General features: G+C 50.2%; 27 protein-coding genes and 1 pseudogene. 7 read left to right on the forward strand and 21 right to left on the reverse strand.

What is annotated here, in order from left to right; all coding sequences use genetic code 11:
- Positions 1-94: 94 nt before the first annotated feature.
- The 3 genes from MKQ70_RS09100 to MKQ70_RS09110 are packed head-to-tail and all read right to left on the reverse strand — an operon-like array spanning position 95 to position 1,964.
- On the reverse strand, positions 95-979 hold the full coding sequence (locus MKQ70_RS09100) for an FKBP-type peptidyl-prolyl cis-trans isomerase (protein WP_248070084.1): 885 nt from the start codon (positions 977-979) through the stop codon (positions 95-97).
- Positions 980-1,008: 29 nt separating this feature from the next.
- On the reverse strand, positions 1,009-1,539 hold the full coding sequence (locus MKQ70_RS09105) for a DHH family phosphoesterase (RefSeq protein WP_248070086.1): 531 nt from the start codon (positions 1,537-1,539) through the stop codon (positions 1,009-1,011).
- Positions 1,443-1,964, reverse strand: coding sequence for a DHH family phosphoesterase (locus MKQ70_RS09110; RefSeq protein WP_248070088.1), 522 nt, complete (start codon positions 1,962-1,964; stop codon positions 1,443-1,445). The genes MKQ70_RS09105 and MKQ70_RS09110 overlap by 97 nt, the downstream gene beginning before the upstream one ends.
- Positions 1,965-2,210: 246 nt before the next feature.
- Here MKQ70_RS09110 and MKQ70_RS09115 point away from each other — a divergent pair, with 246 nt between their 5' ends.
- Positions 2,211-2,627, forward strand: a complete 417-nt coding sequence (locus MKQ70_RS09115) for a nucleoside-diphosphate kinase (protein WP_248070090.1) — start codon at positions 2,211-2,213, stop codon at positions 2,625-2,627.
- Positions 2,628-2,692: 65 nt separating this feature from the next.
- On the opposite strand, the gene MKQ70_RS09120 is transcribed toward MKQ70_RS09115, so the two are convergent.
- The 4 genes from MKQ70_RS09120 to MKQ70_RS09135 are packed head-to-tail and all read right to left on the reverse strand — an operon-like array spanning position 2,693 to position 6,144.
- Positions 2,693-2,899 (reverse strand): biotin/lipoyl-containing protein, encoded by a 207-nt coding sequence (locus MKQ70_RS09120; protein WP_248070091.1) that lies wholly within the window; start codon positions 2,897-2,899, stop codon positions 2,693-2,695.
- 17 nt (positions 2,900-2,916) lie between these two features.
- Positions 2,917-4,365: a hydroxymethylglutaryl-CoA lyase-like TIM-barrel protein gene (locus MKQ70_RS09125; RefSeq protein WP_248070093.1), complete on the reverse strand. Its 1,449-nt coding sequence runs from the start codon at positions 4,363-4,365 to the stop codon at positions 2,917-2,919.
- Complete coding sequence (locus MKQ70_RS09130; RefSeq protein ID WP_248070094.1) at positions 4,358-4,942, reverse strand: hypothetical protein; 585 nt, start codon at positions 4,940-4,942, stop codon at positions 4,358-4,360. Before MKQ70_RS09130 ends, MKQ70_RS09125 begins: the two co-directional genes overlap by 8 nt.
- Positions 4,939-6,144, reverse strand: coding sequence for an ATP-binding protein (locus MKQ70_RS09135; protein WP_248070096.1), 1,206 nt, complete (start codon positions 6,142-6,144; stop codon positions 4,939-4,941). Before MKQ70_RS09135 ends, MKQ70_RS09130 begins: the two co-directional genes overlap by 4 nt.
- Positions 6,145-6,398: 254 nt before the next feature.
- On the opposite strand from MKQ70_RS09135, the gene MKQ70_RS09140 reads away from it, so the two are divergent.
- Together MKQ70_RS09140 and MKQ70_RS38060 are read left to right on the forward strand one after the other, a co-directional pair.
- A complete protein-coding gene (locus MKQ70_RS09140; protein ID WP_282456308.1) occupies positions 6,399-7,109 on the forward strand; it encodes a tyrosine-type recombinase/integrase in 711 nt (236 codons plus the stop codon).
- Positions 7,106-7,294: a tyrosine-type recombinase/integrase gene (locus MKQ70_RS38060; RefSeq protein WP_308199438.1), complete on the forward strand. Its 189-nt coding sequence runs from the start codon at positions 7,106-7,108 to the stop codon at positions 7,292-7,294. The genes MKQ70_RS09140 and MKQ70_RS38060 overlap by 4 nt, the downstream gene beginning before the upstream one ends.
- Before the next feature lie 168 nt (positions 7,295-7,462).
- Here the strand turns inward: MKQ70_RS38060 and MKQ70_RS09145 are convergent, their stop codons facing one another.
- The 14 genes and pseudogenes from MKQ70_RS09145 to MKQ70_RS09210 form a co-directional block, all read right to left on the reverse strand.
- Positions 7,463-7,717 carry a DUF3858 domain-containing protein gene (locus tag MKQ70_RS09145; protein ID WP_248070098.1) on the reverse strand — a complete coding sequence of 85 codons (255 nt, stop codon included), beginning with the start codon at positions 7,715-7,717 and terminating at the stop codon, positions 7,463-7,465.
- Between the two features lie 53 nt (positions 7,718-7,770).
- Positions 7,771-9,243 carry a DUF3857 domain-containing transglutaminase family protein gene (locus tag MKQ70_RS09150; protein ID WP_248070099.1) on the reverse strand — a complete coding sequence of 491 codons (1,473 nt, stop codon included), beginning with the start codon at positions 9,241-9,243 and terminating at the stop codon, positions 7,771-7,773.
- Positions 9,240-11,099 carry a tetratricopeptide repeat protein gene (locus MKQ70_RS09155; RefSeq protein ID WP_248070100.1) on the reverse strand — a complete coding sequence of 620 codons (1,860 nt, stop codon included), beginning with the start codon at positions 11,097-11,099 and terminating at the stop codon, positions 9,240-9,242. The genes MKQ70_RS09150 and MKQ70_RS09155 overlap by 4 nt, the downstream gene beginning before the upstream one ends.
- Before the next feature lie 154 nt (positions 11,100-11,253).
- A complete protein-coding gene (locus MKQ70_RS09160; protein WP_248070102.1) occupies positions 11,254-12,099 on the reverse strand; it encodes a DUF2911 domain-containing protein in 846 nt (281 codons plus the stop codon).
- A gap of 60 nt (positions 12,100-12,159) precedes the next feature.
- Complete coding sequence (locus tag MKQ70_RS09165) at positions 12,160-12,819, reverse strand: response regulator transcription factor (protein WP_248070104.1); 660 nt, start codon at positions 12,817-12,819, stop codon at positions 12,160-12,162.
- A 74-nt stretch (positions 12,820-12,893) separates the two neighbouring features.
- Positions 12,894-13,625: a sensor histidine kinase gene (locus MKQ70_RS09170; protein WP_248070106.1), complete on the reverse strand. Its 732-nt coding sequence runs from the start codon at positions 13,623-13,625 to the stop codon at positions 12,894-12,896.
- Positions 13,622-14,266 (reverse strand): hypothetical protein, encoded by a 645-nt coding sequence (locus tag MKQ70_RS09175; protein WP_248070107.1) that lies wholly within the window; start codon positions 14,264-14,266, stop codon positions 13,622-13,624. Before MKQ70_RS09175 ends, MKQ70_RS09170 begins: the two co-directional genes overlap by 4 nt.
- A 29-nt stretch (positions 14,267-14,295) precedes the next feature.
- A complete protein-coding gene (locus tag MKQ70_RS09180) occupies positions 14,296-14,592 on the reverse strand; it encodes a hypothetical protein (RefSeq protein WP_248070109.1) in 297 nt (98 codons plus the stop codon).
- 1,195 nt (positions 14,593-15,787) lie between these two features.
- A complete protein-coding gene (locus MKQ70_RS09190) occupies positions 15,788-17,389 on the reverse strand; it encodes a sodium:solute symporter family transporter (RefSeq protein ID WP_308198973.1) in 1,602 nt (533 codons plus the stop codon).
- Between the two features lie 20 nt (positions 17,390-17,409).
- Positions 17,410-17,748 carry a sodium:solute symporter family transporter gene (locus MKQ70_RS38065; RefSeq protein ID WP_282456309.1) on the reverse strand — a complete coding sequence of 113 codons (339 nt, stop codon included), beginning with the start codon at positions 17,746-17,748 and terminating at the stop codon, positions 17,410-17,412.
- 335 nt (positions 17,749-18,083) lie between these two features.
- Positions 18,084-19,856: a hypothetical protein gene (locus MKQ70_RS09195; protein WP_248070112.1), complete on the reverse strand. Its 1,773-nt coding sequence runs from the start codon at positions 19,854-19,856 to the stop codon at positions 18,084-18,086.
- Positions 19,857-20,081: 225 nt separating this feature from the next.
- Positions 20,082-20,465 carry a PIG-L family deacetylase gene (locus MKQ70_RS09200; protein WP_248070113.1) on the reverse strand — a complete coding sequence of 128 codons (384 nt, stop codon included), beginning with the start codon at positions 20,463-20,465 and terminating at the stop codon, positions 20,082-20,084.
- 137 nt (positions 20,466-20,602) lie between these two features.
- A pseudogene (locus tag MKQ70_RS09205) lies at positions 20,603-21,705 on the reverse strand (serine hydrolase).
- Between the two features lie 9 nt (positions 21,706-21,714).
- Positions 21,715-22,077, reverse strand: a complete 363-nt coding sequence (locus MKQ70_RS09210) for a DMT family protein (protein WP_443656938.1) — start codon at positions 22,075-22,077, stop codon at positions 21,715-21,717.
- A gap of 117 nt (positions 22,078-22,194) precedes the next feature.
- On the opposite strand from MKQ70_RS09210, the gene MKQ70_RS09220 reads away from it, so the two are divergent.
- The 4 genes from MKQ70_RS09220 to MKQ70_RS09235 all read left to right on the forward strand — a co-directional run bounded on the left by MKQ70_RS09220 (position 22,195) and on the right by MKQ70_RS09235 (position 26,466).
- Positions 22,195-22,413, forward strand: a complete 219-nt coding sequence (locus tag MKQ70_RS09220) for a hypothetical protein (RefSeq protein ID WP_248070117.1) — start codon at positions 22,195-22,197, stop codon at positions 22,411-22,413.
- Positions 22,413-22,979, forward strand: a complete 567-nt coding sequence (locus MKQ70_RS09225; protein WP_248070119.1) for a hypothetical protein — start codon at positions 22,413-22,415, stop codon at positions 22,977-22,979. The genes MKQ70_RS09220 and MKQ70_RS09225 overlap by 1 nt, the downstream gene beginning before the upstream one ends.
- A 347-nt stretch (positions 22,980-23,326) precedes the next feature.
- On the forward strand, positions 23,327-25,252 hold the full coding sequence (locus tag MKQ70_RS09230) for a SusC/RagA family TonB-linked outer membrane protein (RefSeq protein ID WP_248070121.1): 1,926 nt from the start codon (positions 23,327-23,329) through the stop codon (positions 25,250-25,252).
- Positions 25,249-26,466, forward strand: a complete 1,218-nt coding sequence (locus tag MKQ70_RS09235) for a SusC/RagA family TonB-linked outer membrane protein (protein WP_372489948.1) — start codon at positions 25,249-25,251, stop codon at positions 26,464-26,466. Before MKQ70_RS09230 ends, MKQ70_RS09235 begins: the two co-directional genes overlap by 4 nt.
- The last annotated feature ends 17 nt before the right edge of the window (positions 26,467-26,483 follow it).

Below are 26,483 nucleotides of genomic sequence, written 5' to 3' on the forward strand. Positions count from 1 at the left end.
ATAAATATCTTCATAATTCTATTTAAAAACAACAAAGGCTGCCTTCGTGTAAGAAGACAGCCTTCGTTGTTTATCTCAAAATTCGCTTTAATGCTTAGTGAGCAGGAGCTGGTGGCGGCGGCGGAGGCATTGCTGCTTCTGGCTTGCCAGGAATTACATCCAGCAGTTCAACAGTGAACGCGAGGATGGAGTTGCTCGGGATTGTGGGAGGGCTGCCCTGGAAACCGTATGCAATAGCAGACGGGATTACAAGTGTAGCTTTGCTGCCTTTTTTCAGGGCGGCAATACCTTCGTCCCAGCCTTTGATCACGAAACCGCGACCGATAGGGAAACGCAGGGGCTCCAGCGGCATACCGGGACGAATCGTAGAATCTACGTTAGAATCGAATTTAGTACCGTTCAGCAGGGTACCAGTGTAGTTTACTACAACGGTATCACCAGGCTGAGGCTGTGCGCCTGCACCTTCAGCTGTTACGGCCACGCTAACACCGGAAGCGGTTTTGCTGGTGGTAGTCAGGTTGTTGGATTTCAGGTAGGCATCGATTTCTTTTTGCTCTTTCGCGGTCTGACCAGCAACAGTGTATTTGCTTTCGATAACGAAGGAAACGCGGATTTTGTCACCTTTTTTGGCAAAAGGAGGCATCTGAGGCAGGGAGTCAACCGGCAGAATGAAGGTAGCGCTATCGCCCACTTTCAGTTCAGCCAGACCGTCCTGCAGGTCAAATTTATCCACTGATTTCTGGATAGGTAAGGGAACGGAGCCGCCCTGCATTTTGCGCGAATCGAAAATGATCGAGTCGTTCAGGCGGGTGTAAACGTACGCCATAGCAGTATCGCCAACTTTCAGCTGTTCGCCTTTGCCGGCAACGTCTACGGTATACTCAATGCCACCAGGAGTTTTCCTTTGCTTGGGAGCGCCACAGGCGGCCAGCAGCAGCACGCCGCATGACGCAGCAAGTACCAGGTTGTTCTTTTTCATTTGAAATTATTAGGTGAGTGTATTTAAAGTTATTGTAATGCTTCTTCGTTCTCGTTCATCGCATCAATGAAGCGCTGTACGGTTTTGTCCAGCGGATCAGGACTTCTGCCGCCGGCTGCGTTAAAGTGCCCACCGCCCTCAAAGTATTTGCGGGCAAATGTGTTCACGTCAAAGCCGCCTTTGGAGCGGAACGAAAGTTTCACTTCTACATTCCGGTCGATGATCAGCGCCGCTAATTTAATGCCTTGGATGGACAAAAGGAAATTAACGATGCCTTCGGTATCGCCGGTTTGCAGGTCAAATTTCCGCAAATCGCTGTAGGGAATGGCAATCATGGCCGTATTACACTCATAAAAAACTTCCATCCGGTTCAGCAGGCTGTTGCCCAGGAAGCGGAGGCGATTTTCAAGGAAATTATCATAAATCGCCTGGTGAATGAATTCATGCTTCAGTCCGCGGTCCATCAGATCGGCCACCATACGGTGTACACGGGCCGATGTGGAGGAGAAACGGAAAGATCCGGTGTCGGTGAGGGTGCCGGCGTAAATACATTCGGCCATGTCCGGTTAATGTATTTTTCCTCCCCCAGCTTGTACAGCATTTCATAGATCATTTGTGCGGTAGCGGCGGCGGTATTGTCGCTCACCCCGTACTCGAACTGGTCCTTCGGCTCCGGGTGATGGTCTACCAGGATGCGTATTGCCGGGCTCTTTTCAATCACCGGGGCCATATTTTTAGTACGGTCGATGTTGTTAAAGTCCAGGCAGAATATCAGTTCGGCCCCTTTCATGGCCTCCAGCGCTTTCTCGTTCGCCGATTCAAAATCGATCACCGTTTCACATCCGGGCATCCATTTCAGGAAGTCGGGATAGTTGGTGGGCGATATCACGGTCGCGTGGTGCCCTTTTTGCTGCAAATAGTGGAATAAGGCCAGGGACGAGCCCATAGCGTCTGCATCGGGTTTCTGATGCATGGTGATCACCACTTTTTGGGGCTTTCCAGCAAAGGTTTGATTTCCTCAATTGGCTTCATCAAAAACTATAATGTTATATTTTACAAGCTGTTAAAGCGCCTACCGGTTTATGGGAAAACGAAGTGCGAAGTTCATTATTTGGGGCAGAATTTCAAAATTTTTTACGGCGTCGAAAAAACTGGTTACTTTTGCGCCCTGACCGGGCGATTTTTGGCTGGGGCAGGCATTACTTAAACAAGGCAAATACGCAACAACAATATGAGTAACAGAACTTTTACAATGATTAAGCCGGATGCGGTTGCTAATGGCCACATCGGCGGCATCCTCGCCCAGATCAACGAAGCAGGTTTCCGCATCGTGGCAATGAAAATGCTCCGTCTTTCTACTGAAAAAGCGGGTGAATTCTACGCTGTACACAAAGAGCGTCCTTTCTACGGCGAACTGGTTGAGTTTATGAGCAGCGGTCACATTGTGGCGGCTATCCTGGAAAAAGACAACGCAGTAGAAGAATTCCGCAAACTGATCGGTGCTACCAACCCTGCTAACGCTGAGGAAGGCACCATCCGTAAAAAATACGCAGAATCTATCGGCCGCAACGCCGTTCACGGTTCTGACTCCGACGAAAATGCTGCGATCGAAGGCAACTTCTTCTTCAGCGGTCTGGAGAAATTCTAATCCGGAAAAGTTAAAGATGAATATTGGGGAGGCTTTTGGGCCTCCCCTTTTTGTTGCGCTGTCCGTCATTTATCCAACTCGACCACCAGGTCATCCTGGCTCACCATTGTCCCCTCCGGTAAATGGATCGCCTTCACCTTACAGGCCCGCGTCGCCGTTACGGTTGTTTCCATTTTCATCGCTTCTATAATGAACAGGGGCGTATTGTTTCCTACACTATCCCCCGTTTTTACCAGCAAACGGGAGAGTTTGCCCTGTAACGGCGCACCCACTTCATTTTCCGGGTTGTTTACTTTTTATTGCTCGCCACCAGCGACAGTACCGACCGGTCGCGTACCTGCACACTGCGGGCATAACCATTCAGTTCAAACACCACGGTGCGCATACCGTGTTCGTTGGCCGGCAGAATGTACACCAGTTTCACGTTGATGGTCTTACCCTTGCCCAGCGTTATAAGGATCTCCTCTCCCGGCTTCAGGCCATAAAAGAAGGCTGGTGTGGGAATTGCTTCCACGTTGCCGAACACCTGCGCGTGATGGTAGTATTCATCAAATACCTTGGGGAACATATGGTAGCTCAGGTAATCCACGAACTCCGCCAGCGGGTACTTCAGCTGGAAAGCCGCGAAGTCGCTGTCGAAGTCTACCGGTTGCAGGTGGTCGTTGGGTTTGCCTTTCAGCGGCGCCTCCCCTTTTAATACAATGCGTTGTAGTTTTTCCGGGAACCCGCCGAACGGTACACCGAGGTCGCCTTTAAAAAAGCCCTGCACCGAAGCCGGGAAAGCAATATGTTTCGTTTCATCCAGCACATCTTGCGCCGTCAGGTTGTTGGAGGTCATGAACAGGGCCATGTCTCCTACTACTTTGGAACTTGGTGTTACTTTCACGATATCGCCAAACAGCTGGTTCACCACCACATAATTGTGTTTAATGGTTTCGAGTTTGTCGCCCAGGCCCAGCGATTCCGCCTGCTGGCGAAGGTTGGAGTATTGTCCGCCGGGGATCTCATTCTCGTAAATCTGGGCCGTACCTGCCTTCATATCCGACTCAAAGGGATAATAGAACTCGCGCACGTCCTCCCAGTAATTGCTGTACTGGTTAAGGCTTTGCAGGTTCATTGGCTGGTAACGTTCATGGCCTTCGAGGATAGCTGCCATCGCGTTCAGGTTCGGCTGCGACGTGAGCCCGCTCAGTGAGGCAATGGCGCAATCCACCACGTTCACCCCGGCCTCAATGGCTTTCAGGTAAGTGGCCGCCTGCACCGACGCGGTATCATGCGTGTGCAATACGATCGGCAGTTGTACAGCATCTTTCAACGCAGCTACCAGCGTACTGGCCGCCTGTGGTTTCAGCAGCCCCGCCATATCTTTAATACAAAGCATATGCGCACCGGCGTCCTCCAATCGTTTGGCGAGGTCGGTGTAATACTGCAGGGTGTATTTACCGCGCCCCGGGTTACTGATATCCCCGGTATAACTGATGGCCGCCTGGGCAATCGCATTCGTCCGCTCCCTGATGAACCGGATGCTCGGCTCCATCGCCTCCACCCAGTTCAGCGAATCAAAAATCCGGAAGATATCTATCCCCGTCTCCGCTGCCTGCTCAATAAACTTCGCAACCAGGTTTTCGGGATACGCGGAATAGCCTACTGCATTAGCGCCGCGGAACAGCATCTGCAACAGCATATTGGGCATGGCTTTGCGCAGTTGCGCCAGCCGCCGCCACGGACATTCATGCAAAAAGCATCGACACATCAAACGTAGCGCCACCCCATACTTCCATGGAAAAGAGTTGCGGATTGCTTTTCGCATATCCCTCCGCCACGGCCATAATATCTTTCGTCCGCACCCTCGTAGCCAGCAGGCTCTGATGCGCGTCGCGGTAAGTAGTATCGGTAATGTATACTGGTTGCTCGTTTCTAAGCCACTGCGTAAACGCCTCCCGTCCCATTTGCTGCAATTTATTGCGGCTGCCTTCCGGCATGGGTTGCAGCGCATCGAAGTAAGGTACTTTGGGCGTGCGGAACTTTTTGTCCGGATCGGGGCTTTTAACATCCGGGTGCCCGTTCACCGTTACATCCGCCAGGTACATGAGCGTTTTGCTGGCCCGGTCGCGGATGGCGGATAGATTAAACAGCTCCGGGTGTTTTTCGATGAATGCCACGGTGCAGTTGCCTTTCCGGAAAGTATCATGGGTGATAACATTTTCCAGGAAACCGATATTGGTCTTCACGCCACGAATACGAAACTCTCGCAACGTGCGGTGGAGGCGGCTCGCAGCACCGGATAACGTTCTACCCCGCGCCGTCACTTTCACCAGCATCGAATCAAAAAAGGAGAGATTTTTACCCCGCTGTACGTACTGCCCTCGTCCAGCCGGATGCCGAAGCCGCCTGCGTTGCGGTAGGCGATCACAGTGCCGTAATCCGGTTTAAAGTTATTCTCCGGGTCTTCCGTCGTAATGCGGCATTGAATCGCAAAGCCCGTAAGGCTAACATCTTCCTGGCTCTTTAAGAATATCTCGGGATCGCTTAGCCGGTGGCCTGCGGCGATCAGCAATTGCGAACGTACAATGTCAATCCCGGTTACTTCTTCTGTAACCGTATGTTCCACCTGGATACGTGGGTTTACTTCTATGAAATACACCTTGTTTTCACGGTCTACCAGGAATTCCACGGTACCCACGTTGTTATATTTCACCTTGCGCGCCAGTTGCAGTGCATATTCATAAATCTCATTACGCGTTTGCTGCGGCAGGTTGGGCGATGGTGCAATCTCTACCACCTTCTGGAAGCGGCGTTGCACGGAGCAGTCGCGTTCGTAGAGATGAAGAATGTTGCCGTGGTTGTCGCCCATCAGCTGCACTTCAATGTGTTTGGGTTCCTGAATAAATTTTTCAATGAAGATGGTATCGTCTCCGAAGGCTTTACCCGCTTCGCTCCTGGCCTCCGTAAAGGATTTTTCCAGGTCGTTGACATTGCGCACCACGCGCATACCTCTTCCGCCGCCGCCGGCAGCGGCCTTCAGAATAACGGGTAACCCGATGCGCAAGGCTTCCTGTTTTACGGTTTCAATGTCCGATAACTTCACCTGGCTGTCTTCGATTAACGGCACACCTACAGCGCGCGCCAGTGTTTTAGCTGCGACCTTGTCGCCCAGCTGCGCCATCACTTCCGGGTCGGGACCAACGAATATGATCCCCTCTTCCCGGCAACGGCGCGCAAATTGTACGTTTTCGCTCAGGAACCCGTATCCCGGGTGAATCGCATCTACCTCCTGCATTTTGGCAAGATGGATGATGCCTTCAATATCCAGGTAAGGCTTTAGCGGATCGTCGTCCTTTCCGACCTGGTATGCTTCATCGGCCTTGTAGCGGTGCAGCGAATAACGATCTTCATACGTAAAAATGGCCACGGTACCGATTCTTAGTTCGGCTGCGGCGCGTAGTATGCGCACCGCGATTTCGCCCCGGTTGGCAACGAGTAGTTTCTTGATCTTTTTTGGCGTTACGTCTTGCATGACAAGTAGAAATTGGTGGGTGGTTGGTGTTCAATAAAAGTGGAATTCAGAAAAAATAACCGCGATGAAAATAGGGAAAGCTGTAATTATTTCCGCCGGCGGGCTGCAATAATTCGTGGTCATCTATCTAAAATAGCCGCATGGGATACGTTTTTGCAAGAATTTTAGCAAATCTTGCCGTTTAGCAAATTCATTAGCAACGTTGATTTTATTTTTCATTCGGTTGCATCGCTGCGATGCGTTATTTTGCATACATGTGGGAATCACACCTGAATGGATTTAAAGCCTACCTCCGCCTCGAACGCTCGCTGGCGGCCAATTCAATTGAAGCATACCTGCGGGATGTAGAGAAACTGACGCAATACCTGCTGTCCATCAACGAGCCACTGGCGCCGTCGCAGGTGGAGTTATCGCATTTGCAGGGCTGTGTGCAATGGGTCGCTTCGCTCGGCATGAGTGCCACATCGCAGGCCCGTATCATCTCCGGCATTAAAGGTTTCTATAAGTACTTGCTGTTGGAGGATATGATCCCGGCAGATCCCACGCAGCTGCTGGACGCGCCGAAAACCAGCCGCAAATTGCCGGATGTGCTCAGCTTCGAGGAAATTGAACAGCTCATCGCCCAGCTGGACCTGAGCAAACCCGAGGGTACCCGCAACAAAGCGATCATTGAAACTATGTACAGCTGCGGACTTCGTGTAAGTGAAGTCATCGGCCTGCGCATTTCGCACCTCTACGCCGAAGAGGGTTTTATCCGCGTAATCGGCAAGGGGGACAAAGAACGCCTCATTCCCATCGGCAGCGATGCGCTCCGCTATATCGATATCTATCTCAACAATGTTCGTATACACGTTCCTGTAAAAAAGGGACAGGAAGACATACTGTTCCTTAACCGTCGTGGCAGCGCCCTCACCCGCGTAATGATCTTTCTTGTGATCAAAGACCGGTACTCAAAGCCGGCATAAAAAAGGAGGTTTCACCGCACACTTTCCGTCATTCGTTCGCCACGCACCTGGTAGAAGGCGGGGCAGACCTGCGGGCCGTGCAGGAAATGCTGGGGCATGAAAGTATTACCACAACAGAAATTTATACGCACCTGGACAGGGAGTACCTGAGAGATACGCTGCACCGTTTCCATCCAAGGTTCTAAAAACAAAAAAGCCGCCCCGAATGGGACGGCTCCTGTTATTAAAGTAGTAAGATCATTTAAAGGAGATATACTTCTGTTCCGCAGTAATGATGTCATTGAAGAAACCTTCCATCATCGTGAACTCTTCGGCCGACAACTGCCTGGTACGGTCGGTATCAAACACCCGGGTCACACGCAGTTTATTTGCACCTTTTTTTTAAAGGTAAGGCTATAACGCATGTGCAGGAAGTTTTTCTCCACATTCGCCGGGATCTGCTCAAAGGTTTTTCCCGTTGGTAATGCTATTTCCAGTTCCGTGTTGTAACGGTCGGCTGTCTCGTAGTTCATATACTCAAACGGGAACTGGCGTTTTTCCTGTGTGAAGATATTTGCCGTTGCTACCTGTTCCAGTAATACCGGCTTCAGCATGCTGAAATCGCCCACGTTGATTACATCGTTCTTTACTGTGAAGTCAGCCGCCAGTTCTACAGTATCGTTCAGGTCTTCCGGTATTTAAAGCCGTAGTTGTTCACCACGATCTGATTCTTGAAATAAGAAGCTAAAGTTTGCTGGAGATTGTCTTTGGTTTCCTCTTTTGTTTTATTAAGGTAGCTGTAACGAAGATCAGCAGCCAGATCGCCATTACATTTAAGCGTCGTGCTCACCTGCAGGTCATTATTATTCAATGCTACTTTTATCACGCGGTTTTGCACGATCATGCGACGGCCGGTTGTAGGCAGTAACGTTACTTTTTCACCTTCTTTATATACATATGGAATATTCAGTACCTGTGCGTTTGACAGGCTGCGGGTCTGTGTATTGAATGGCAGTGTGTTGTCTGTCAGTTCCAGGAAGTGGTAATCATTGCCTGCTTTAAACCGAACAATACAATGGTTGAAGTCGATGGATGGCAGCATCATACTGTAAATTCCGTTATCGCGGGTGCTTACCAGCATCAGGTTGGCGTCCAGACCGGCCTTACGGGCGAAGGTCAGGAATAATGTAGATACGTCCTTGCAATCGCCCAGGCGTGTTTGCAGTGTTTTGCCGGCCCGTTGCGGCACGTATTCACTCTGGCGGAACGAAACAGAACTGTATTCGATGTTTGCTTCAATGAATGCATAAATTTTCTCCGCCTTCTGCATATCGCTCAGGCCCTGCACGCCGTCGGGGAAAATCTCTTTGTAAGCCTCATTAAGTTCAAAGTCTTCGCGGCTTTGTACGCGGGTAAGATCGCTGTACCATTCCGCGATAACGTCCCATGATTTCACGGTACTGAGGTGCAGTACCTTACTTACGTCCTGTATTGCCGGCATATAAGGCTCATCACGTATCGCAGGCTGGTTTTTCGCCACCCAGGAGTAGGTACGGAAGTCTTCCTTTTTACCTGTTGCCGGTTTAAAAGACTGGTCGTTCAATACCTCGTAGTACAGCGGTAATTTATCAGCGATCATGATATTGAAACGAGATTCCTGGGTGGGTACGGAAGAATTAAAATAGAATTTGTCCCAGTATTCCTGTCCCAGGCGGCCGGTCGAATAATTATCGATTTTGTAACTGTAGTACAGTACGTCGCCGGCCTCCAATTTTGTGTACACGATTTCGCTGCCTTCTGTGTCGGCCGGCACGCGGGAACCGTTTGGCTTGATCACTTCTGCTTTCAGGATTTTTACGTGCTGGTAATAGCTGTTGTACGGGATCGACATTTCCTTCCAAGCGTCGATACCATTTTTATTATTGATTTTCACAGCCGTACTACGAATCTGTTCGCTTGCGCCTTCGGCGTATACGATCACATTCCGCTCGTTCAATATATAATAGAAGCTATGGGCTGTGTCATAAGGTTTCTTTAGCGCCTCTTTTATCATAGCGTAGTAGTCAGTTTCCGGAAAATATTTAAACATATCCGGCTTTTGTTCCAACTCGCGGATGCGGCGGCGGTATTCGAAGCCACCTGAATAATAATTCAATGCGTTGCGATAATATGCCAGCGCATTCTCTTTATCGTTCTTCTGTACGTAACAGCTGGCAATGTCCGCGAGAGGTCCATCGTCGTAAGGACTGATACCCGCAGTAATATTGAGGTAGTGGATAGCGGAATCGTATTGTTGTTTGGAGAAAAATGTTGCACCAGGGCGGTATATGACTTTGGATCGTAGGGCGCCATGTTGATGATTTTCAGCATCTCGGCCTTGGCGGATTCATTATCGTTACGCTCCAGGTACTCTTCTACCACCATTTTATTAAGATCATGATAGTAGTTGTCTTTTAAAAAAGTGGTCAATATCCTTATGGTGGCTTCGGGATCTTTTGTTACGTATTTGCTGAAATTCGTCATCAGGCTAACGATGGCAGCATTGTCCGGCTCCTTTGTATATACATCCTTTACCATGAGGATGGTACTGTCTATTTTCCCTGTATGGGCCATCAGATTGATCCTGCGCAGGTCCAATAACAACGATCGGCCATTACGCGCTTCTAGGGTCTCGATAATGGAAAGCGCCTCGTCGTATTTCTTTTCCTCCTCCAACTTGGTGGCCTCAATGGTCATTACCCAATAGTTTTCGGGATCCGGGAGTTTTACGGCTTCTACCATTTCCGCGATGCGCGTTTGTTCGTAGTCCGGCGAAAGGCAATCTGCGTAAGAATTTATAATGAACGGATTTTCCGGGTACTTTCTGACCCATGTGTTCATCTGTGCCTTGGCTTTATCATATTGCTGGTTGCGCAGGTATACCTTGCTCAATAGCAGGTAGTTGGCCGGGTCTTTCGGAGTGGCAGCTATGCGGTCCAGGAAATATTTCTCCGCAAAGTGTGTCAGCTCAACCGGAGGGGTTGCGCTCAGGTCGGGCTTGTAAGGTTGTGGTTTCGGGTTGACCGTAATATTCGGGAGCGCCGTGAAATTGTCGTTTGTCAAACGGAGAATAAAATTGGGATAGCTCATTTCACTAGTGTACCCGATCTGCACCAGGATGCGGTTATAGCCTTGCCGCAGGTGGCATTTCACCGGGTAGGCATCCAGTTCTGTACGGCGTGCGTCCTGCTCGGCGATCACCAGTTTGTCGTTCACCCAGGCTTTAAAAGAGCCTGCGCCGCCCAGTGCCAACACGGCATCCTGCTCCACCGGGGAGTTCACAAAGGTTTGTGCGTAGCCAATTGCTGAACGCTGGGAGAACAGCGGCTGCAACACCACCCAGCCCTGGTTCGTTGAACGAAGTGGGGTAAACCAGTTCACCATGTTTTTGTTGCTCGATTTAAAACCCTCTGCAGATACCGGCGTACTAACTGGTGGGTAGTCTTTATCGAAGCCGCTGCCGGCAATATTGTCAAAGGGGCCTACAAATTGCCAGTTCTCAATGGCGCCGATATTCCTAAAATGATATTCAGCAGTATCGGGACGGTAAGCGCAAAGGTGGTGCATGGCTTTTGCGTAATTGGCGGCGGCCCGGATAGAACCGTGGTATTTTTCGCCGTTTGCCATAGCGGCCAGGTTTTCCAGTTGCTTGCCTTTCTTTTTACCATAATCGCCCATAATTGCATCCGAGAACCAAAATGCGTACAGGTAGGCATCGGCTTTGGTAAACTGGGTCAGGGGCGAAGCGTTTTTCCTCGCGTAATCGCCACCCCGGTACGCTTCCAGCGCCATGAGCATGGCGATTGCATTGTCTTTATTGTCGTTTGATTTAACCGCACTCCGGAACAGGTCGGCGGCTTTCTGCTGTTCATTTTTGAGCAGGGCAGCCCATGCTTTATCGTAATCACCGGCTAAAGTAAGCACGGGTAAACACAGCATGGCCAGCATCACAATGGTACTAATACGTTTCATAGCTACAGGGAAAGTTATTGAAAGTTAAACGGATGCAAGTTAGTATCGATTATTTAAAATTCAATCACATAAAATCGGGATATTTACATCAACAGCCGGAAACAAAGATGCCGCCCCGAACGGGACGGCATCTTATCTTCCTGGGAAAAACGTCTTATAAAGTCTTGATCAGCTTCTCGTTCAGCGCTACGTAATCAGCGTTGTTCGCAGCTTTAGCCAGTTCGATAGAGCGCTGTGCAGTTGCTTTCGCAGCGGCTTTGTCGCCCATTTTTGCCTGGATTTTCGCTTTCAGGTGTACCATGTAGAAAGGCTCTTTTGCCTCTTTGATGGCCTCATCAACCCAGGCCAACGCCTGTTTCAGGTCGCGGTTGTTGTCGAAGTAGTAGCTGGCGGCGGTCCAGTAGGGCTTTTTGTCGCCTTTCATCGCTTCAGCTATCTGCGCCATGATGGTAGCGTCCATAGTCGGTGCGGTAAAACGAACCGGCACGGCCACTTTGTCCCACATGATCACCATTTCCATGCTGGAAGCAGCTATTTTGTCGAAAGCGATCATGAATGACTCCACTTTAAAAGGCAAAGCCTGTGGTTTTACTTTTACGCGCACCACGTCGTCTTCCTGTTTATAGCCATTGTCGCCCCAGTTTTTAACGCCTTTGTTCAGCACAATTTCCCACTCATTTTTGTTGGGAATGGTGTACAGGGCATACTCACCGGCAGGCACTTTCACGCCTTCGATAGCCAATTCTTCGCCCAGCGTTACTTTCGTCGCGTTATTCGCACCGGTACGCCATACTTTACCATAAGGCACCAGATCGCCAAAAATAACGCGGTCTTTCGTCGCGGGACGGGAATACGCTACTTCTACAGAAGACAGCGCAAAATTTTGTTTAATCACTTGCGTAGGGCTGGCAGCCGGTGTTTTCACACCCTGAGCCAGGGCTGTAGCAGAGATGGCAACGCCAAATGCGGTTGCGCATACATAGGTGGACAGTTTGTTCATATAAGCAGGATTGATGTACGTATTCAGTGAAATACGCCGCAAATATACACGGATCCGGCGTTATTCGATCAACCCGTTGCGGAAGGCGTATAAAACCAGTCCCACGGTGTTCTTGACATTGATCTTTTCCAGGAGTTTCTGGCGGATGCCTTCCACCGTACGCGGGCTCAGGAAGATCTTTTCAGAGATTTCCTGCGTGGTCAGCTCACTGCAGATCATTTTTAGGACCTCCAGCTCGCGGTCGCCCAGCTGTATTTCGTTCTTAAAAGTAGGTTTGAACTGTTGTTTGTTCTTGTGCAATACCTTTTTGAGCAGGGCGAGGTTTACATTCTCATTAAAGTAAAACCCTTTCTCAAACGTGGTGCAGATGGCCTCGTATATTTCTTCTGGTTCGCTGTTCTTCAACAGGTAAGCATTAGCGCCGTTTTCCACGAGGTGTACAATGAAGTTATCGTCTTCATACATGGTGAGGATGATGACCTTTACTTCCGGGTATTTTTCTTTCACCTGTACCGTGGCCTGGATACCATCCAGCTTCGGCATTTTCAGGTCCATAAGTATTACATCTGGCAATTGCGTGGTCATAATATCGAGGAGGTGCTCCCCGTCTTCCGCTTCAAATACGACGTTTATGTTTTCGTATGGGGTGAGTGTGTTGATCACGCCACTACGGAAAATCTTATGATCATCGGCAATAGCTACTTTGATGGGTGGTAGCATATTGTGCGCTGTTTTTATAGAACCGGTTGAAAATTTTCCACCCTCACTTCCGCAACAGTGCCGGAGGGGCTTTTTTACAAAGTTGATATTTCCCCGATAATATTCAAGCGGCTTTCTATATTTTTTAATCCCAGACTGCCGGTTTTTTTACGCGATTCCTGTAAACTGTCTGTCAGCCTGCCGTTACCGTCATCCTCCACGGTTACCGTCAGCATACTGTTGGTGCTCTGGTAACTGATCAGGATGTTTTTGGCTTCGGCGTGTTTGATGATGTTGTTGATCAGCTCCTGTACGACGCGGTATATATTCAGCGCCTTTTCCCGGTCTACCGGAAACTCGCTGTTATCCCGCTGGAACCTTACGCTGATCGTTTTATTTTTGTTCATCAGGCTGGAAAAAGAGTCCAGTGCGTGGGCAAGTCCGAGGTTGTCGAGCGTTTGGGGGTGCAGGCTCTGGGAGATGAAACGCAACTGTTGAATAATGCCGTCTGTAAACTCTTTGGATTCCTTAATCAGCTCTACCTGGCCGTTCTGCGACTGTTGCTGCAGGTGGTTCAGGTTCAGTTTCAGGACAGATAATTGGGCGCCTACCTCATCGTGGAGGTCTTCCGCAATGCGTTTGCGCTCTGTTTCCTGGCCCTGGATCACGGCCACCAGGCGCTCTTTCTGCAACAGGAGGTCCTTATCCTTCAGGCTCAGCTTATACTGGATTACCTGTTTTTGCTGCATCACCACCATCACTACCACTACAATGCCGAGCGTAAGCATCACAACGGTGCCAATTAATATCAGTTCCGGGACGTTCATTTATTAGGGCGTTTAATCTTTAGAAAGCCAATATAAAAGAAAATAATCTCAATTACGCCGCCGGCATAGTTCAGGCTCATAGTCAGCGTTTTGGCCATGGTGCGCACTGCGGGGTCATCGGTGCGCTGGAGCAGGTTGTAGCTGAGCGTGAGAATGAACGAACAGCATAAATACACAAACAGGCCGGCGTTAAACCAGAAATTTGGGACGGTGTTAATAAACACGGCATTCTCTATCAGTTCTTCATCTTTCTGCAACTGCAGGAAAAAGATAACGCCATACACCAGGAGTACCAGGGTGCGGATAGAAGTGAAAATGGAGTTAAATGCTTTATGTCCCTCAACAAACATGATATCCGCCACAAATACGATACTGATGATGAGGGTCAGCATACGAACTACCTTCCGGATATTTAGCCCCTTGATCACGGTTGCGTAAAACATCGAAAGGATGTAGAACTGCAACAGGGTCATGGTATTCACAAAAATCATGTTATTGCCCCACACCTTACTCCATATTAATGATCCGCCGGCGAAGATGAAGCTGACCAGCAGGTAGTAGTAAATCCATTTTTCGTTACGGGCAAGGGATTTGAAGCGAAGAGTGAAGGGGATCAGAACCAGAAATTCGATCCCCAGCATAATGTAAAAAATAATAAAAGGAATGCTCACTAGTTGTCTGAGTTTAACGCGTTGTTAATTGCACAGTCGAGTGGGCAATACATACCTCCGTCAAGAATTTCGTCGGGCGCATCGCCTTTTTCGAAGCCCGCCTGGCTGGATGGAATAAGATCATTTCCGTGCTCGTCTACTGCTACAATAACGAATTTGTTGTCTGCTTTACCGTCACCGTCTACATCCAGGCCATAATAAATGCGCAGGCCAATTGCCTTTGGGTTGGACAGTAGTTTTTCCAGTTTGTTGGTACCAAAGAAAGCCGCGATGGAACTGCCTTCTTGTTTCTTCATGGCACGCTGCTCGTAGCGGAATGCCGCAGTGAATTTAGCACCTTTCTCAGGCTGATAAACTCGCCTGCATCTTTTGTGTACTTACTTTTACTCATGATAGTGTTGTTTAGAGTGGTTAGTTATAATGTCCGGTAAAATTATTATAAAATGTCATTTGTCAAAGCCCCGTTGGCCTTTCAGTATATATCTCCAACCTGCGGTTTATCGCAGTTATATAGTACTGTATTGGTTTTCATTGTATTAGAAGAATAATCAGATTGCGTATAAATACGCATATATCGTTCTAAAATGCGTATAACTACGTATTATGAAATATCGGTGGCTTAACGCTTGTTTCCGCTTCCGGAGTTTGCCACCTTTGTGTTACTGACGAAGATAGTAGGTTAATCAACCGGACTGGTATCGATCAATTGAAAGAAGGAATTTCCTTGCCTTTCTACCATGTTTGTTTCGCTGGTATCCTTATGCAGAGAAACGCTGTCCTACAGCGGGCAGCAATAGAAGTAAACGTTAATAAGGTCTGAAGTTGACCCCCATTTGTTGTTTCAAAATTTTTTTGACTATGAGTTACCTGTTAATCGGAAACGTCTCTGCCCTGATTTGCGATGAGTGCATCGAGCCATTGGCCTATGCCCGCCTCAGGATGTATCTACCCGTTACCCCAAGCCCCGCACACGAGTTGCAGGCGGCTCAGTTCCGTGGCCCCCGCGAGGTGTCCGAGGCTGAATTTATCCAGAAAGAAGAGCGCCTGCTCGCCACTACGGTGCTCGACGAGCGCGGTAATTTCTCCCTCAGCTGGGACGAAGTTCATCTAATTACCGAATCGCTGGAATTGGATATTGAGTTAGGCCGGGTGCCCGGACAACGCAATCCTGCCGGCTCGGTGAGGCGTTATCAGTTAAGCATACAAACGCACGCCTGGAAACGAGGTATCGACAAGCATGTTGCTGCCTTTGCATACGTGGTGCCCTCGCGCAGCTGGGCAGAAATGCGGGCGGATTTTGGCGCAGGTGTTATCACCGGCGCTGTAAGGCATCATGAAACATATGCTGCTATGGGCGGATTACGGGTGGAGGCTTACAATGCCCTTACCGACCGCATCGTAGGTTGGGGTAATACCAACGATCATGGCCGCTACAAGTTGTTCTTCCATATCGGCGGCCAACAGGCGCAAGCACCCGAAATTTATTTTAAGTTATATAGCAATGACCAACTCGTTTGGAGCGAAGATAAGGATGCGGCTTTCCAGCCCGAAAGGCAATGCATGGCTCCGTGTTCCCGCATGAATCTTTTTGTTAAACCCGCCAGCGAAAGCCGCAAGGCTCCCCGCTATATCAGTGGCTGGTTCAATGACCTGATGCATACTACGAAAACAAAGAAGCTTTACCAGGACCTGCACCTTATTGGTTGAGGTCCCGCCCATCGTTGGAAAGCCCCTGAATATCCAGAAAACAGCTACTCCCTCAGGTAGCTGTTTTTTATGTTGAAATAGTTGGAAGATAAATGCGAGTATGATGACGAGCAAACAGCCGATTACGTTCAGCCAGAGAAACGATACCACGTCCCACCTGTATACGGCAATAACAATTACTTCGGCCATCAGTGCGGCAAAGAAGGTCGCATCACCCTTCACATGTTTGAGCCAGAAGGCTACGAGGAAGATACCGAGGATGGTGCCGTAAAACAGCGACCCGAGGATATTCACCGCTTCGATCAGACTGCCCAGCCCCGTGGCAAACTGTGCCACCAGGATGCTGAACACGCCCCATATGAGCGTCCACATGCGCGATACTTTCAAATATTGAGCTTCGGTGCCGTTCGGGTTGATCATGCGCTGGTATACATCGATTACCGTAGTAGATGCCAGTGAGTTCAGCGCCGCCGCAATACTGCCCCAGGATGCGAGGAAGATGATCGCGATCAGCAGGCCCACCAGGCCTTTCGGCAAACTGTTCACCACAAAGTGAAGGAATACATAGTTTGTATCGTTGGTATCGGCCGCTGGATCTGCCTCCTTCACCAGTTCAAGCGTTTGTTTCCGCACTTTTTCGGCCTGGGTTTCCGTTTGCTGCAAGGCCTGTTGTGCCGTAGTAATAGCCGTCTCCTCTCCTGTTTTTAAAGCCTCCGACAATACCCGCACCTGTTTTGTTTTAACGTCGCCTAAAACGGCGTATTGCTGCTCGAGCTGTTGAATTGCCGGTCCCTGTTCCGTCTTGCGGACTTTGGCCAATTGTGCTTCGTTAAAGAACACCGGTGCTTTGAAGTATAAGTAAAACACGAATACCAGTGCGCCTATCAGCAGGATCAAAAACTGCATCGGCACTTTTACAAGGCCGTTCATCAGCAGTCCCAGCTTGCTTTCTGATTCGGTGCGCGCCGTCAGGTAGCGGCCTACCTGCGACTGGTCCGTACCGAAATACGATAGCGCCAGGAAGAAGCCCCCAATCAGGCCGCTCCATATGTTGTAACGGTCCTTAAAGTTAAATTCGGTGACGATCACGTTCAGCTTACCCATTTTACCGGAAACCTTCAGTGCATCGGTAAAGGCAATGCCGGCCGGCAGCAGGTGTATCACCATGGCGCCTGCCAGGAACATGCCGCCGAAGATGATTGCCAGTTGCAATGTTTGTGTATAGGAAACTGCCTTCGTGCCGCCAAACATCGTATAGATGATCAGCAGGCCGCCCATAAACAGGTTGGTCCAATAGATATTCCATCCCAACAAAGATGAAAGAATGATGGACGGTGCACAGATGCTGATGCCGGTCGATAAGCCGCGCTGGATCAGGAATAACACCGAGGTAATGGTACGGGTTTTCAGGTCGAAGCGCTGTTCCGGTATTCATATGCCGTGTATACGTTCAGTTTACGGAATATCGGCACAAACACCACACAAATCACGACCATGGCCAGTGGCAGTCCAAAGTAGTACTGCACAAAGCGCATCCCGTCCATATAGGCCTGTCCGGGTGCGGAAATAAACGTGACCGCGCTGGCCTGGGTACCCATGATCGATAGCAACACAATGTACCAGGGCATGCTGCGGCTGCCCATAAAATAATCGTCCATGTTCTGCTGGCCGCGGCTTTTCCATACGCCATACAGAATAATGATCACTAACGTGGCGGATAATACGATCCAGTCCGTAATGCTCATGCAAATGTTTTGGTGAAGAAATAAAATAGGATAACCTGGGTAATCAGCCAGGCGATTACCAATATATACCAATAACGCCACCGTTTAAAAAGCGGCGGCTTTTCGTTTTGCGTATTCATCGTGGTGTAAAAAGTTAGCTGCGTCGCTTAGAAATCAATCCCCCGCTGAGCAGGCCCAATGCCAGTCCGATCATTAAACCGATATGCACCCGTTTAATGCCAAACCCGATAACAAGACCGAGAATGATACAGACACCGGCCATAATGGAGAGCCTGGACCGTGGAACCTCTTGCTTCTGCGCCATTACTTAGTTTTATGTTGATTTGATATCAGGTTTACGAACAGCCTGTACGCGCCCGGTACGCCTGCCGGCAGTTCCCGGAAGAAAGCCAGGCTGGTATACACATACCGTCCTTTTCCGTATTCGGCCACGATCGTGGAGCCATCCAAAGGTTGCTCGCGCGGATCGGCCATGCGGAACAGTTTTTGTAACGATCATCTGCGTTGCTCGTGAAGTACAAACCGCGCTCCTGTACCCAGCCTTCAAAATCGGCCTTGCCGATCTTGTTCGGGAACTGCAGCAAAGGACTCGCCGGGTCTACAAAGCTCACCTCCGCATGTTCGTCCGTTACGCGGTCGCGCGACAGGCTGAAGGGATACGGGCCGAGGTTCGGCGTTACCAGTTGTCCGTTAGTGTTATACTGTACCAGCAGCGTACCGCCGTTCTTCACGTAGTTCATCAGGTTGTCCTGCCAGTAACGCAGGCGCTCCTGTGTATTGTAAGCGCGCACGCCGGTAATGATCGCGTCGTATTGCGATAACTGACCGCTCATGATTTCTTTTTCACCAAGGATGGTTACATCATAGCCCACCTGGCGTAACGATTCCGCCACCTTATCACCCCGCCCCGGGATGTATCCCAGTTTGCGGCCGTTGTACTTAAGGTTTACCGAAACCAGTCTTGCCTGCGCCTGTGGGAACAGGGTGATGGCTGGTATGTGGTCATACTGTATTTCGAGCATGCTTTGCGTGTATACTTTGCCATTGTAGTCCACCGCTACTTCCAGCGTGTCTGCCACATCGTGCCCGTTCATCTTTACCGGCGATACGCTGAACATCACTTCTGTTTCATCTCCCGCATTCTTCAGGCTGAAAGGCCTTGTTGCCGGTTCTGCGCGGAAACCAGCAGGCAGCGTAAGGCGTACGTTTCCGCTTACACCCGCTTTCATGCTTTTTACTTTCACCGGTATTTGCTGTGCTTCCGCTTTAGTATAGATATATACCTGGCTGGCCAGGGTAGCGATGATCGGCGGTGCGATCACCAGCGGCTGAAACACTTCGCCCTTAACAGGATCGGTATATTTGTAGATAAACGGCCTGTTCACCGTAATTTCCTGTCCGCCAACATTCAGTTTTACCACGGCGCTCAGCGGGTTAGGGTTGCCCGGATTGCCCACCAGCTGCTGCGTGGCAATGTTGTACATCCCGATCGGATGCGGCTTTTCCAGCCAGTATGGCTGTGTGATTGCGGTGGTATCCGCTAACGTGACTTCTTTGGTACGGGTCACCAGGTCGTTGTATTTTAATGCCTGGTTAATGTTGTCAGTTTCACCATTGTAGCCAATGCTCACCAGGTTTACCGGTGTATTGCTGCGTACAATTACCTGCACGTTGCTTTTGAAGGGTTGTCCCGGTGTAGTGATCGGGTTGGCGCTGTAAGCCTCCAGCCAGATGCCTGCGCACGCGAGGATCACCTGGTCGGTTTCTTTGAGCTTCTGCGTTTTCCAATACCCGTCCGGCAGGGCGAGTATCGCTTTTCTTACGCCAAGTAATCCGTTCACAGAGGCTGCCGGATTGGTGAGGTCATATGCTTTGATCACCGCGTTCAGCTGTGTGCCTACTGTTTCGCCGCCTTGAACACGCGACCAGGTGGTGTTGATGCCATCGAGCATGCTTTCTTTCGGTGTGTCGCCCTTGATGGTGGTAAAACTCTCGTTGGAACTGCCACGGGTAGCGGCTACACCAAAGCCCCTGGCTTTTATGCTGCGAGCGGCTTTCAGCGGCAATTTCGCCGTAACCCCGGCCCAGCAGGTAGCTGTAGTTGCCAATATCCAGGCGGTAATTATCGTCGCCCATGCCCATGAAACCGTTCCAGAGAACGCGTTTCACCTGCCAGGGTTTTACGTATTTAAGCTGTTCGGGAAATTGTTTGGGATCTGCCGCGGCTTCGTACGCTTCTGCGGCAATCATGGCGGAAGCGGTGTGGTGGCCATGTCCGGCGCGACTATCTGCCGGAAAACGGCATACGATCACATCGGGCTGAAAGTTGCGGATCACCCAAACGGCGTCGCCGAGGATCTTTTGCGGTCCCAGATGGTGAAGGTTTCCTCGGGGTTCTTGGAGAAGCCGAAGTCGTTGGCGCGGGTAAAGAATTGTTCGCCCCCGTCTATGCGGCGTGCCGCCAGCAGTTCCTGGGTGCGGATGAGGCCCAGCAATTCGGCCTGTTCGTTCCCTATAAGGTTTTGGCCACCATCGCCGCGGGTGAGCGACAGGTAACCGGTACGGTATAATTTCTCTTTGGCCAGCCAGGCGATCAGGCGGGTATTTTCATCGTCCGGGTGGGCTGCAAAATACAGCACGCTGCCCAGTGTATTGAGTTTAGCCAGCTGGAGGCGAATATCCGCCGCGTTCACCGGTACGGAAGATTGCGCTTTCACGGATAGGCGTCCTGCACATAGGAACAGGAGCAGTAATGGTAAGTATCTTTTTGAAACCATGTAATGAAGCTCTGCGTTTTACAAGGTTTCAAAAATAGGCATTATATCGACTTGCCTGCTACCATTTATCGAAAAAGCTACAGGCCGTACATAAAGCGCATCATTTCCGCCCCGATATTGGCTTGCTGGGAGCGGTTACACAGCACCGTTACGCCAAAACGTTCTACGGGATCAAACGCTACATAAGTAGCAAAGCCTCCTGTAGCCCCGGTATGCGTGTAATACTCGTGCCCAACGGGCCGGGCAATCAGCCAGCCCATGCCCACCGTCATGGTGCCATCGGTAAAGGTCTGCTCCCGGCAAAGCGCCATCGCTTTTGCCAGTTTAGCCGGCGCCGCCCCGATGTTCGCATCCACATACTTTACCATATCCGTGGCGGTAGAACGGATGCCGCCCATGCCCGCTATTTCTGGAAGTCCCAGGGCTGCGTGGGATAGCCCTCCACATTGTATCCCGCCGCAAAGCGCGATAACATGCCGGGTTTTAGTTCCACCGAAGTGCTGGTCATCTTCAATGGTTTGCAGATCTGTTTCCAGAGCAGTTGCTCGTACGTCTGGTCCTGGTGCAATCCAAGAATGGTACTCATCAGTCCCACCGCCAGGTTCGAATATTCATACTTCGCGCCCACCGCCCTCTCCGGCTTAAAGTGCTTCAGGAAAGTAAACAGCATATCGGTGGTATACAGCTCGTACGGATTGGCTGGATCGGCCATGATCAGCAGGTTACCCGGCAGCCGTGGCAGGCCCGAGCTGTGGTTGGTCAGGCTCAGCATCGTAATCGCCGTATCCCTGTACTTCAGCGGCGGAATGCTGTCCGGCAGGTACAGGTTCACCGGGTCTTCCCGGCGCATTTTCCTGGCGTTTACCTGTAAAGCAAATAAGGTGGCCGTAAAGGTTTTAGAGAGGGAGCCTATTTCGTACACGGTGTTACTGTCAGGCAGCTGGCCATTCTTTAACCTCGTTTCCCCATAATTGTAAAAATAGTGCCTGCCATGCCGCACTACACCGATCGATACACCGCCTACTACGTTCTTCTGGGCAAAGTAAGCGCGGGCCAGACTGTCCACCTTCAGGTCCTGCGGGGACTGCATGGGATTATCGGTCTTCAGTGTACTCTCCTGCGCCATAGCTGGCAAAGTTGCCAGCAGGAATAAGCCGGCGCAGTATCGAAAAAGGTGCATGGTGTCGTACTATTTTTTAAACATAAAGTAAACGGCGCCGAGCAACAGCCCAAAAGCGATCAGGTAATTCCAGCGCAGTGATTCTTTGAGGTAAAGTACGGCAAAAAAACAGAAAACAGTGAGCGTGATCACTTCCTGGATCATTTTCAGCTGGAAGCCGTTAATGCCCTCCTGGTAACCCAAACGGTTGGCTGGTACCGGAAACAGTATTCGAAAAAGGCAATGGCCCAACTCACGATGATAGCCTTCCATAAAGGGCTGTTGGCGTGTTTCAGGTGGCCGTACCAGGCAAAGGTCATAAAGATGTTGGATACGACTAAAAGCAAGATGGTGCGCATAAAAATAGCTGGTATTAGATGTAATGTCTGTCATCAAATGCAGTGCCGGACACCCCGGCTAAGTAGTACTACCTACTCATTAATATACGGATTCTACTAAAATATATGTTGATGACTGCCGCTACTTTTGTATCCAGGAAACCTCATCATCATGCATAAGAATATATTGTTTGGCAGCCTTACATTGCTGTTCCTCATCGCTATGGCCTGCACCAGGGTCGTTTGTCCGGAGCCGGATGAGCGCCCCTCCTGCCAGCTGGAATCTTCCCGCTTTTACTTTTTGACGGTACTTACTACACCGAAACTTATGCGTACAACGCGGCGGGCTACATTACCGGCATTACGGATACCCGGCAGGACGGCGGGTTGATGAGTCGCCAGGAATTTATTTATGAAGGCAACCGCCTGCTCGAACAACGCCTGTATGATAACGCTAACAAACACGTGGCCGGGTTTCATTTCTTCTACAATGCCGGTAAACTGCTGACGGAGTCTTATTATGAATTGAAGCCCGATACGGTACGGGTGATCGAAAGGACGTACGAGTACCATAACGGCAAGGTGTTACGCATCAATGAAAAGAACCTGAATGTGAACACTGCGAGTTATAACGTGTTCCAGCATTACGGCGACAATATCTCCCGGATAAAAACTTACAATGCCGCCAATGACGTGCTGACCGACGACGTAGAAATGCTGTACGATAATAAACCCAATCCTTTTTATAACGCTTACCCCGACCTGCCGGGACTGGTAAAGTCATCTTCCCCCAATAACGTGACAAAACTGATCGAGCACGTGCGGAACGGCCAGCCTGCCGGTACTGCGTTTATATCTACTTATAAATATAACGGCAACGGTTACCCTACAGAGCAACATACCGAATACGGAAGTAAGACGATTCATGAACAGTCTTTCACTTATAAATGCCGTTGATAGTCAGCCGAAAGTTAAATTTTCTTGATAACTTGATTAGCTGGCGTTTTTTGGAGATAATTATTATTTTTGTCCGCGTGCGGATTAATGGTAAGGTTGCCCCGCATGGCAGCCTTCTTTTTGTTTAACGTATTACGAGTAAATCCTATAGCGGCTAAGGCCCGTTCAACCATTAGATCACACTATTCATCCCGTTTGTGCCTGCTACTTTTTATTCACTGTATGCAAAGCTTACTCCGGAGATTTTTAATTCCACCGCAAATGGTTTGTGACCGATAAGTCCGTGTGCTGTTGTAGCCCGTTGCCATTGTTATCAATACCGGAAAAAAGACACTTATTTTAACTATATGGACAGGACTTCTACACAATGGGTCAAAACATTTATTTCATGTACTATCCCGTTAAGTCTGCTGGCGCCCTGCGCGTTGGTAAAGGCGGCTACGGTGGTGCCGGTACATATTGTGTTTTATGAAGACCTGGTAAAGGGAAAGGTAACCGACGAAAAGGGGCAGCCGCTGCCCGGTGTAACGGTAAGGCTGAAGTACAGCACCAAAGCCGTTCAGACCGACGCGGATGGTTACTTTGCGATCGCTGCCGAACCCGGGAAAAACACCCTGGTATTTTCTTTTATTGGTTTAAAGACACGGGAATTAACCATCACAGACGAACAGCTGAACAATGTAGTCTTAACCGCCGATCCTGCTAACCTGAGCGATGCGGTGGTGTTTGCCTATTATTCTCAGGAAAAAAGGAATGTTACCCAGGCCGTGGCTAAAATGACTGCGGACCAGCTGCGTACGCCCGCCAACAACTTCGACCAGCTCATGAGCGGCCGTATGGCGGGGTTGAATGTAACGAACAGCTCCGGGCTCGTGGGCGAAGCGCCTGTGGTGCGGGTAAGGGGCGCATCCTCTATTTCAGCCACTTCTTCCAGTTATCCTTTGGTGGTGATTGATGGGGTGCCTGTTATTACCGGCAACAGCGCGGGTTTGTTCACCTACAATCCGCTGAACGCGCTTTCTGCCATCAATCCGGCCGACATCGAAAGCATCCAGTTGTTGAAAGATGCGGCATCGGCAGCTATTTACGGTTCCCGCGCGGCAGCCGGTGTATTGCTGGTGACCACGAAAAGAGGTGTAAAGGGAGGCCAAATCAACTACGGCGCCGATCTCGGCATGGTGCAGCCCGGTAATGAGCTGACCGTACTCAATGCAGAACAATACAATACCACTATCAATAAGATGCGCGCCAATGCCGGTCAGGCTCCCCTGGCGGCTTACGGTACTAACGGCGACGGTAGTACACGCATCGTTGATACCGACTGGCAGGACGAATTGTACCACAAGGGTGTGGTTCAACAACACCAGCTGAGTTTCAGCGGGGGCTCCGATACCTACAATTATTACGGATCGGGCTCGGTATATCATTACGACAACTATCTCCGCAACAATGGCATGGACCGCGCCAGCGGACGCCTCAACGCATCTTCTAAAGTGAAAGAATGGCTTACGGCCGGCATCAATATGCAATTCTCCCGCAGCATGGTCAACGGCATCAGCCGTGTGGGTGGTACGCAGGTGAACTCGATTCCGCGTTCGTTTTTCACTTATTTCCCGAACGTGTGGACGCATAATGACGACGGTTCCTATTACCATGGCCGTGGTGGCAACAGTGCGCCTATAACGGCCGGCAACTTTCCCAACCCGCTGTCGGCGCTGGAAATGAACTATGAAAAGCTGGAAGTGCGAAAGTTCCTCGGCAGCATGTTCCTGGAAGCCAACCCTATGGCGGGCTTAACGCTTCGGACGCAATTCAATACCGATCTCACGAATAATACCGAGAACCACTATTGGCACCCGAAAACGAATGATGGCGTGCCTTTCAATGGTATCAGCAGTAATGCCTTCGGCAATTCGAATATCTGGTCGTGGTACAGTACCGCGCGTTACGAAACGTATATTGGCGAACATCACCTGAACGCGCTTGCCGGTGTGGAGTACACCCGCCGCAAGAACCGTTCGCTCCGGCCGTTTGCCTATGGTCAAAAAGAAGGTGCGTTTGACTATTTCTCGCCGGAGAACTTCACCACTTTCGGTGCCGGCGTGGCCTTGTTTGATTATAACGACGGACTGGCCTCTTACTTTGCCGGGCTGCAATACGACTTCCGGGGAAATACTTTGCAACGGCGAACTTCCGTGCAGATTATAACTCGGCGTTCATTGGCCGAAACAAACGCGGCCTCTTCCCCGCCCTTTCCGGCGGCTGGCGTTTGAGCCAGGAAGATTTCCTGAAAAGCAGCAAAGTGCTGAACGACCTGAAACTGCGCGCCAGTTATGGTTTAACGGGTAATGCCAACGTGGGTTACTTCCCTGCTTCGGCCACTTATCAATATTTATCTTATGCCGACTCCTCCGCCCTCAACATCAGCACGCCCGGTAATGCGGACCTGCGTTGGGAAAAGAGCCGTCAACTGAATATAGGCGCGGACGCGAGCTTGTGGAACGGTCTGCTGAACGTTACCACGGACTGGTTCGTAAAAAACAGTAAAGACCTGATTCTAACCAACCCGATCCTCAGCACTGTGGGCCTGCCGGGCAATAACATCCTGCAAAACATGGGACAGCTGCGTACGCAGGGCGTGGAGCTTACCGTACAGGCAACACCGGTAAAAAGTGGTAAATGGCGCTGGCAGTCGGACTGGAACATCAGTTATGTGAAAAACAAAGTGATCGCCACCAACGGAAAAGGTGATCAGATCAACGAGGGATATGGCCTGGCCAAACCCGGTGAAGAACTGGGCACTTATTACCTCCTGCGTTTTGCGGGTGTGGATGATGCCACCGGCCGCGCCATCTACCTGAATAAAGATGGCCAGCAGCGCATGTATAATCCCGCTGCAGGGGGCTCCTGGACCGATCCCGCGACTGGTCAGGCTGCAACGGGGGTGAGTGGTGCGGATAAAGTAGCCCTGTCCGGTAAAACACCTTATCCCAAACTGTATGGCGGCTTTTACAATACCGTTAGCTATGGCGGAATAGACCTGACGCTCGGTCTTCAATACGCATTCGATTTTTACGTGTACAACCAGACACTGGCGACATTGATGGATAATACGAACGCTTACAACAAATCGGCCGAAGTGCTGAAAAGCTGGAAGCAGGCAGGCCAACAGGCGGTGTATCCCGCTATGTACTGGGGCGATGCGGCCTCCTGGCAGGAATCGACGCAGTGGCTGGAGAAAGGCAACTTCGTACGCGTGCGCGAAATTACGCTCGGCTACAAACTGCCGGCACATGTATTACAACACGTAAAACTGGATCGGGTGAGGATTTACGCACAGGCGCAGAACCCTTTCCTGTTCACGAAGTACAAAGGCATGGACCCGGAAGCCAACGCCAACGGTAATGTGAATATCGGTATGGGCATCGACAGCTTCCGTCCGTTTATTGCAAAAACATTCATGGCAGGTATCCAAATCAGTTTATAAGAAAAGAGAAAAGACAC

This window comes from Chitinophaga sedimenti, assembly GCF_023156195.1.
In the GTDB taxonomy this organism is placed as follows: domain Bacteria; phylum Bacteroidota; class Bacteroidia; order Chitinophagales; family Chitinophagaceae; genus Chitinophaga; species Chitinophaga sedimenti.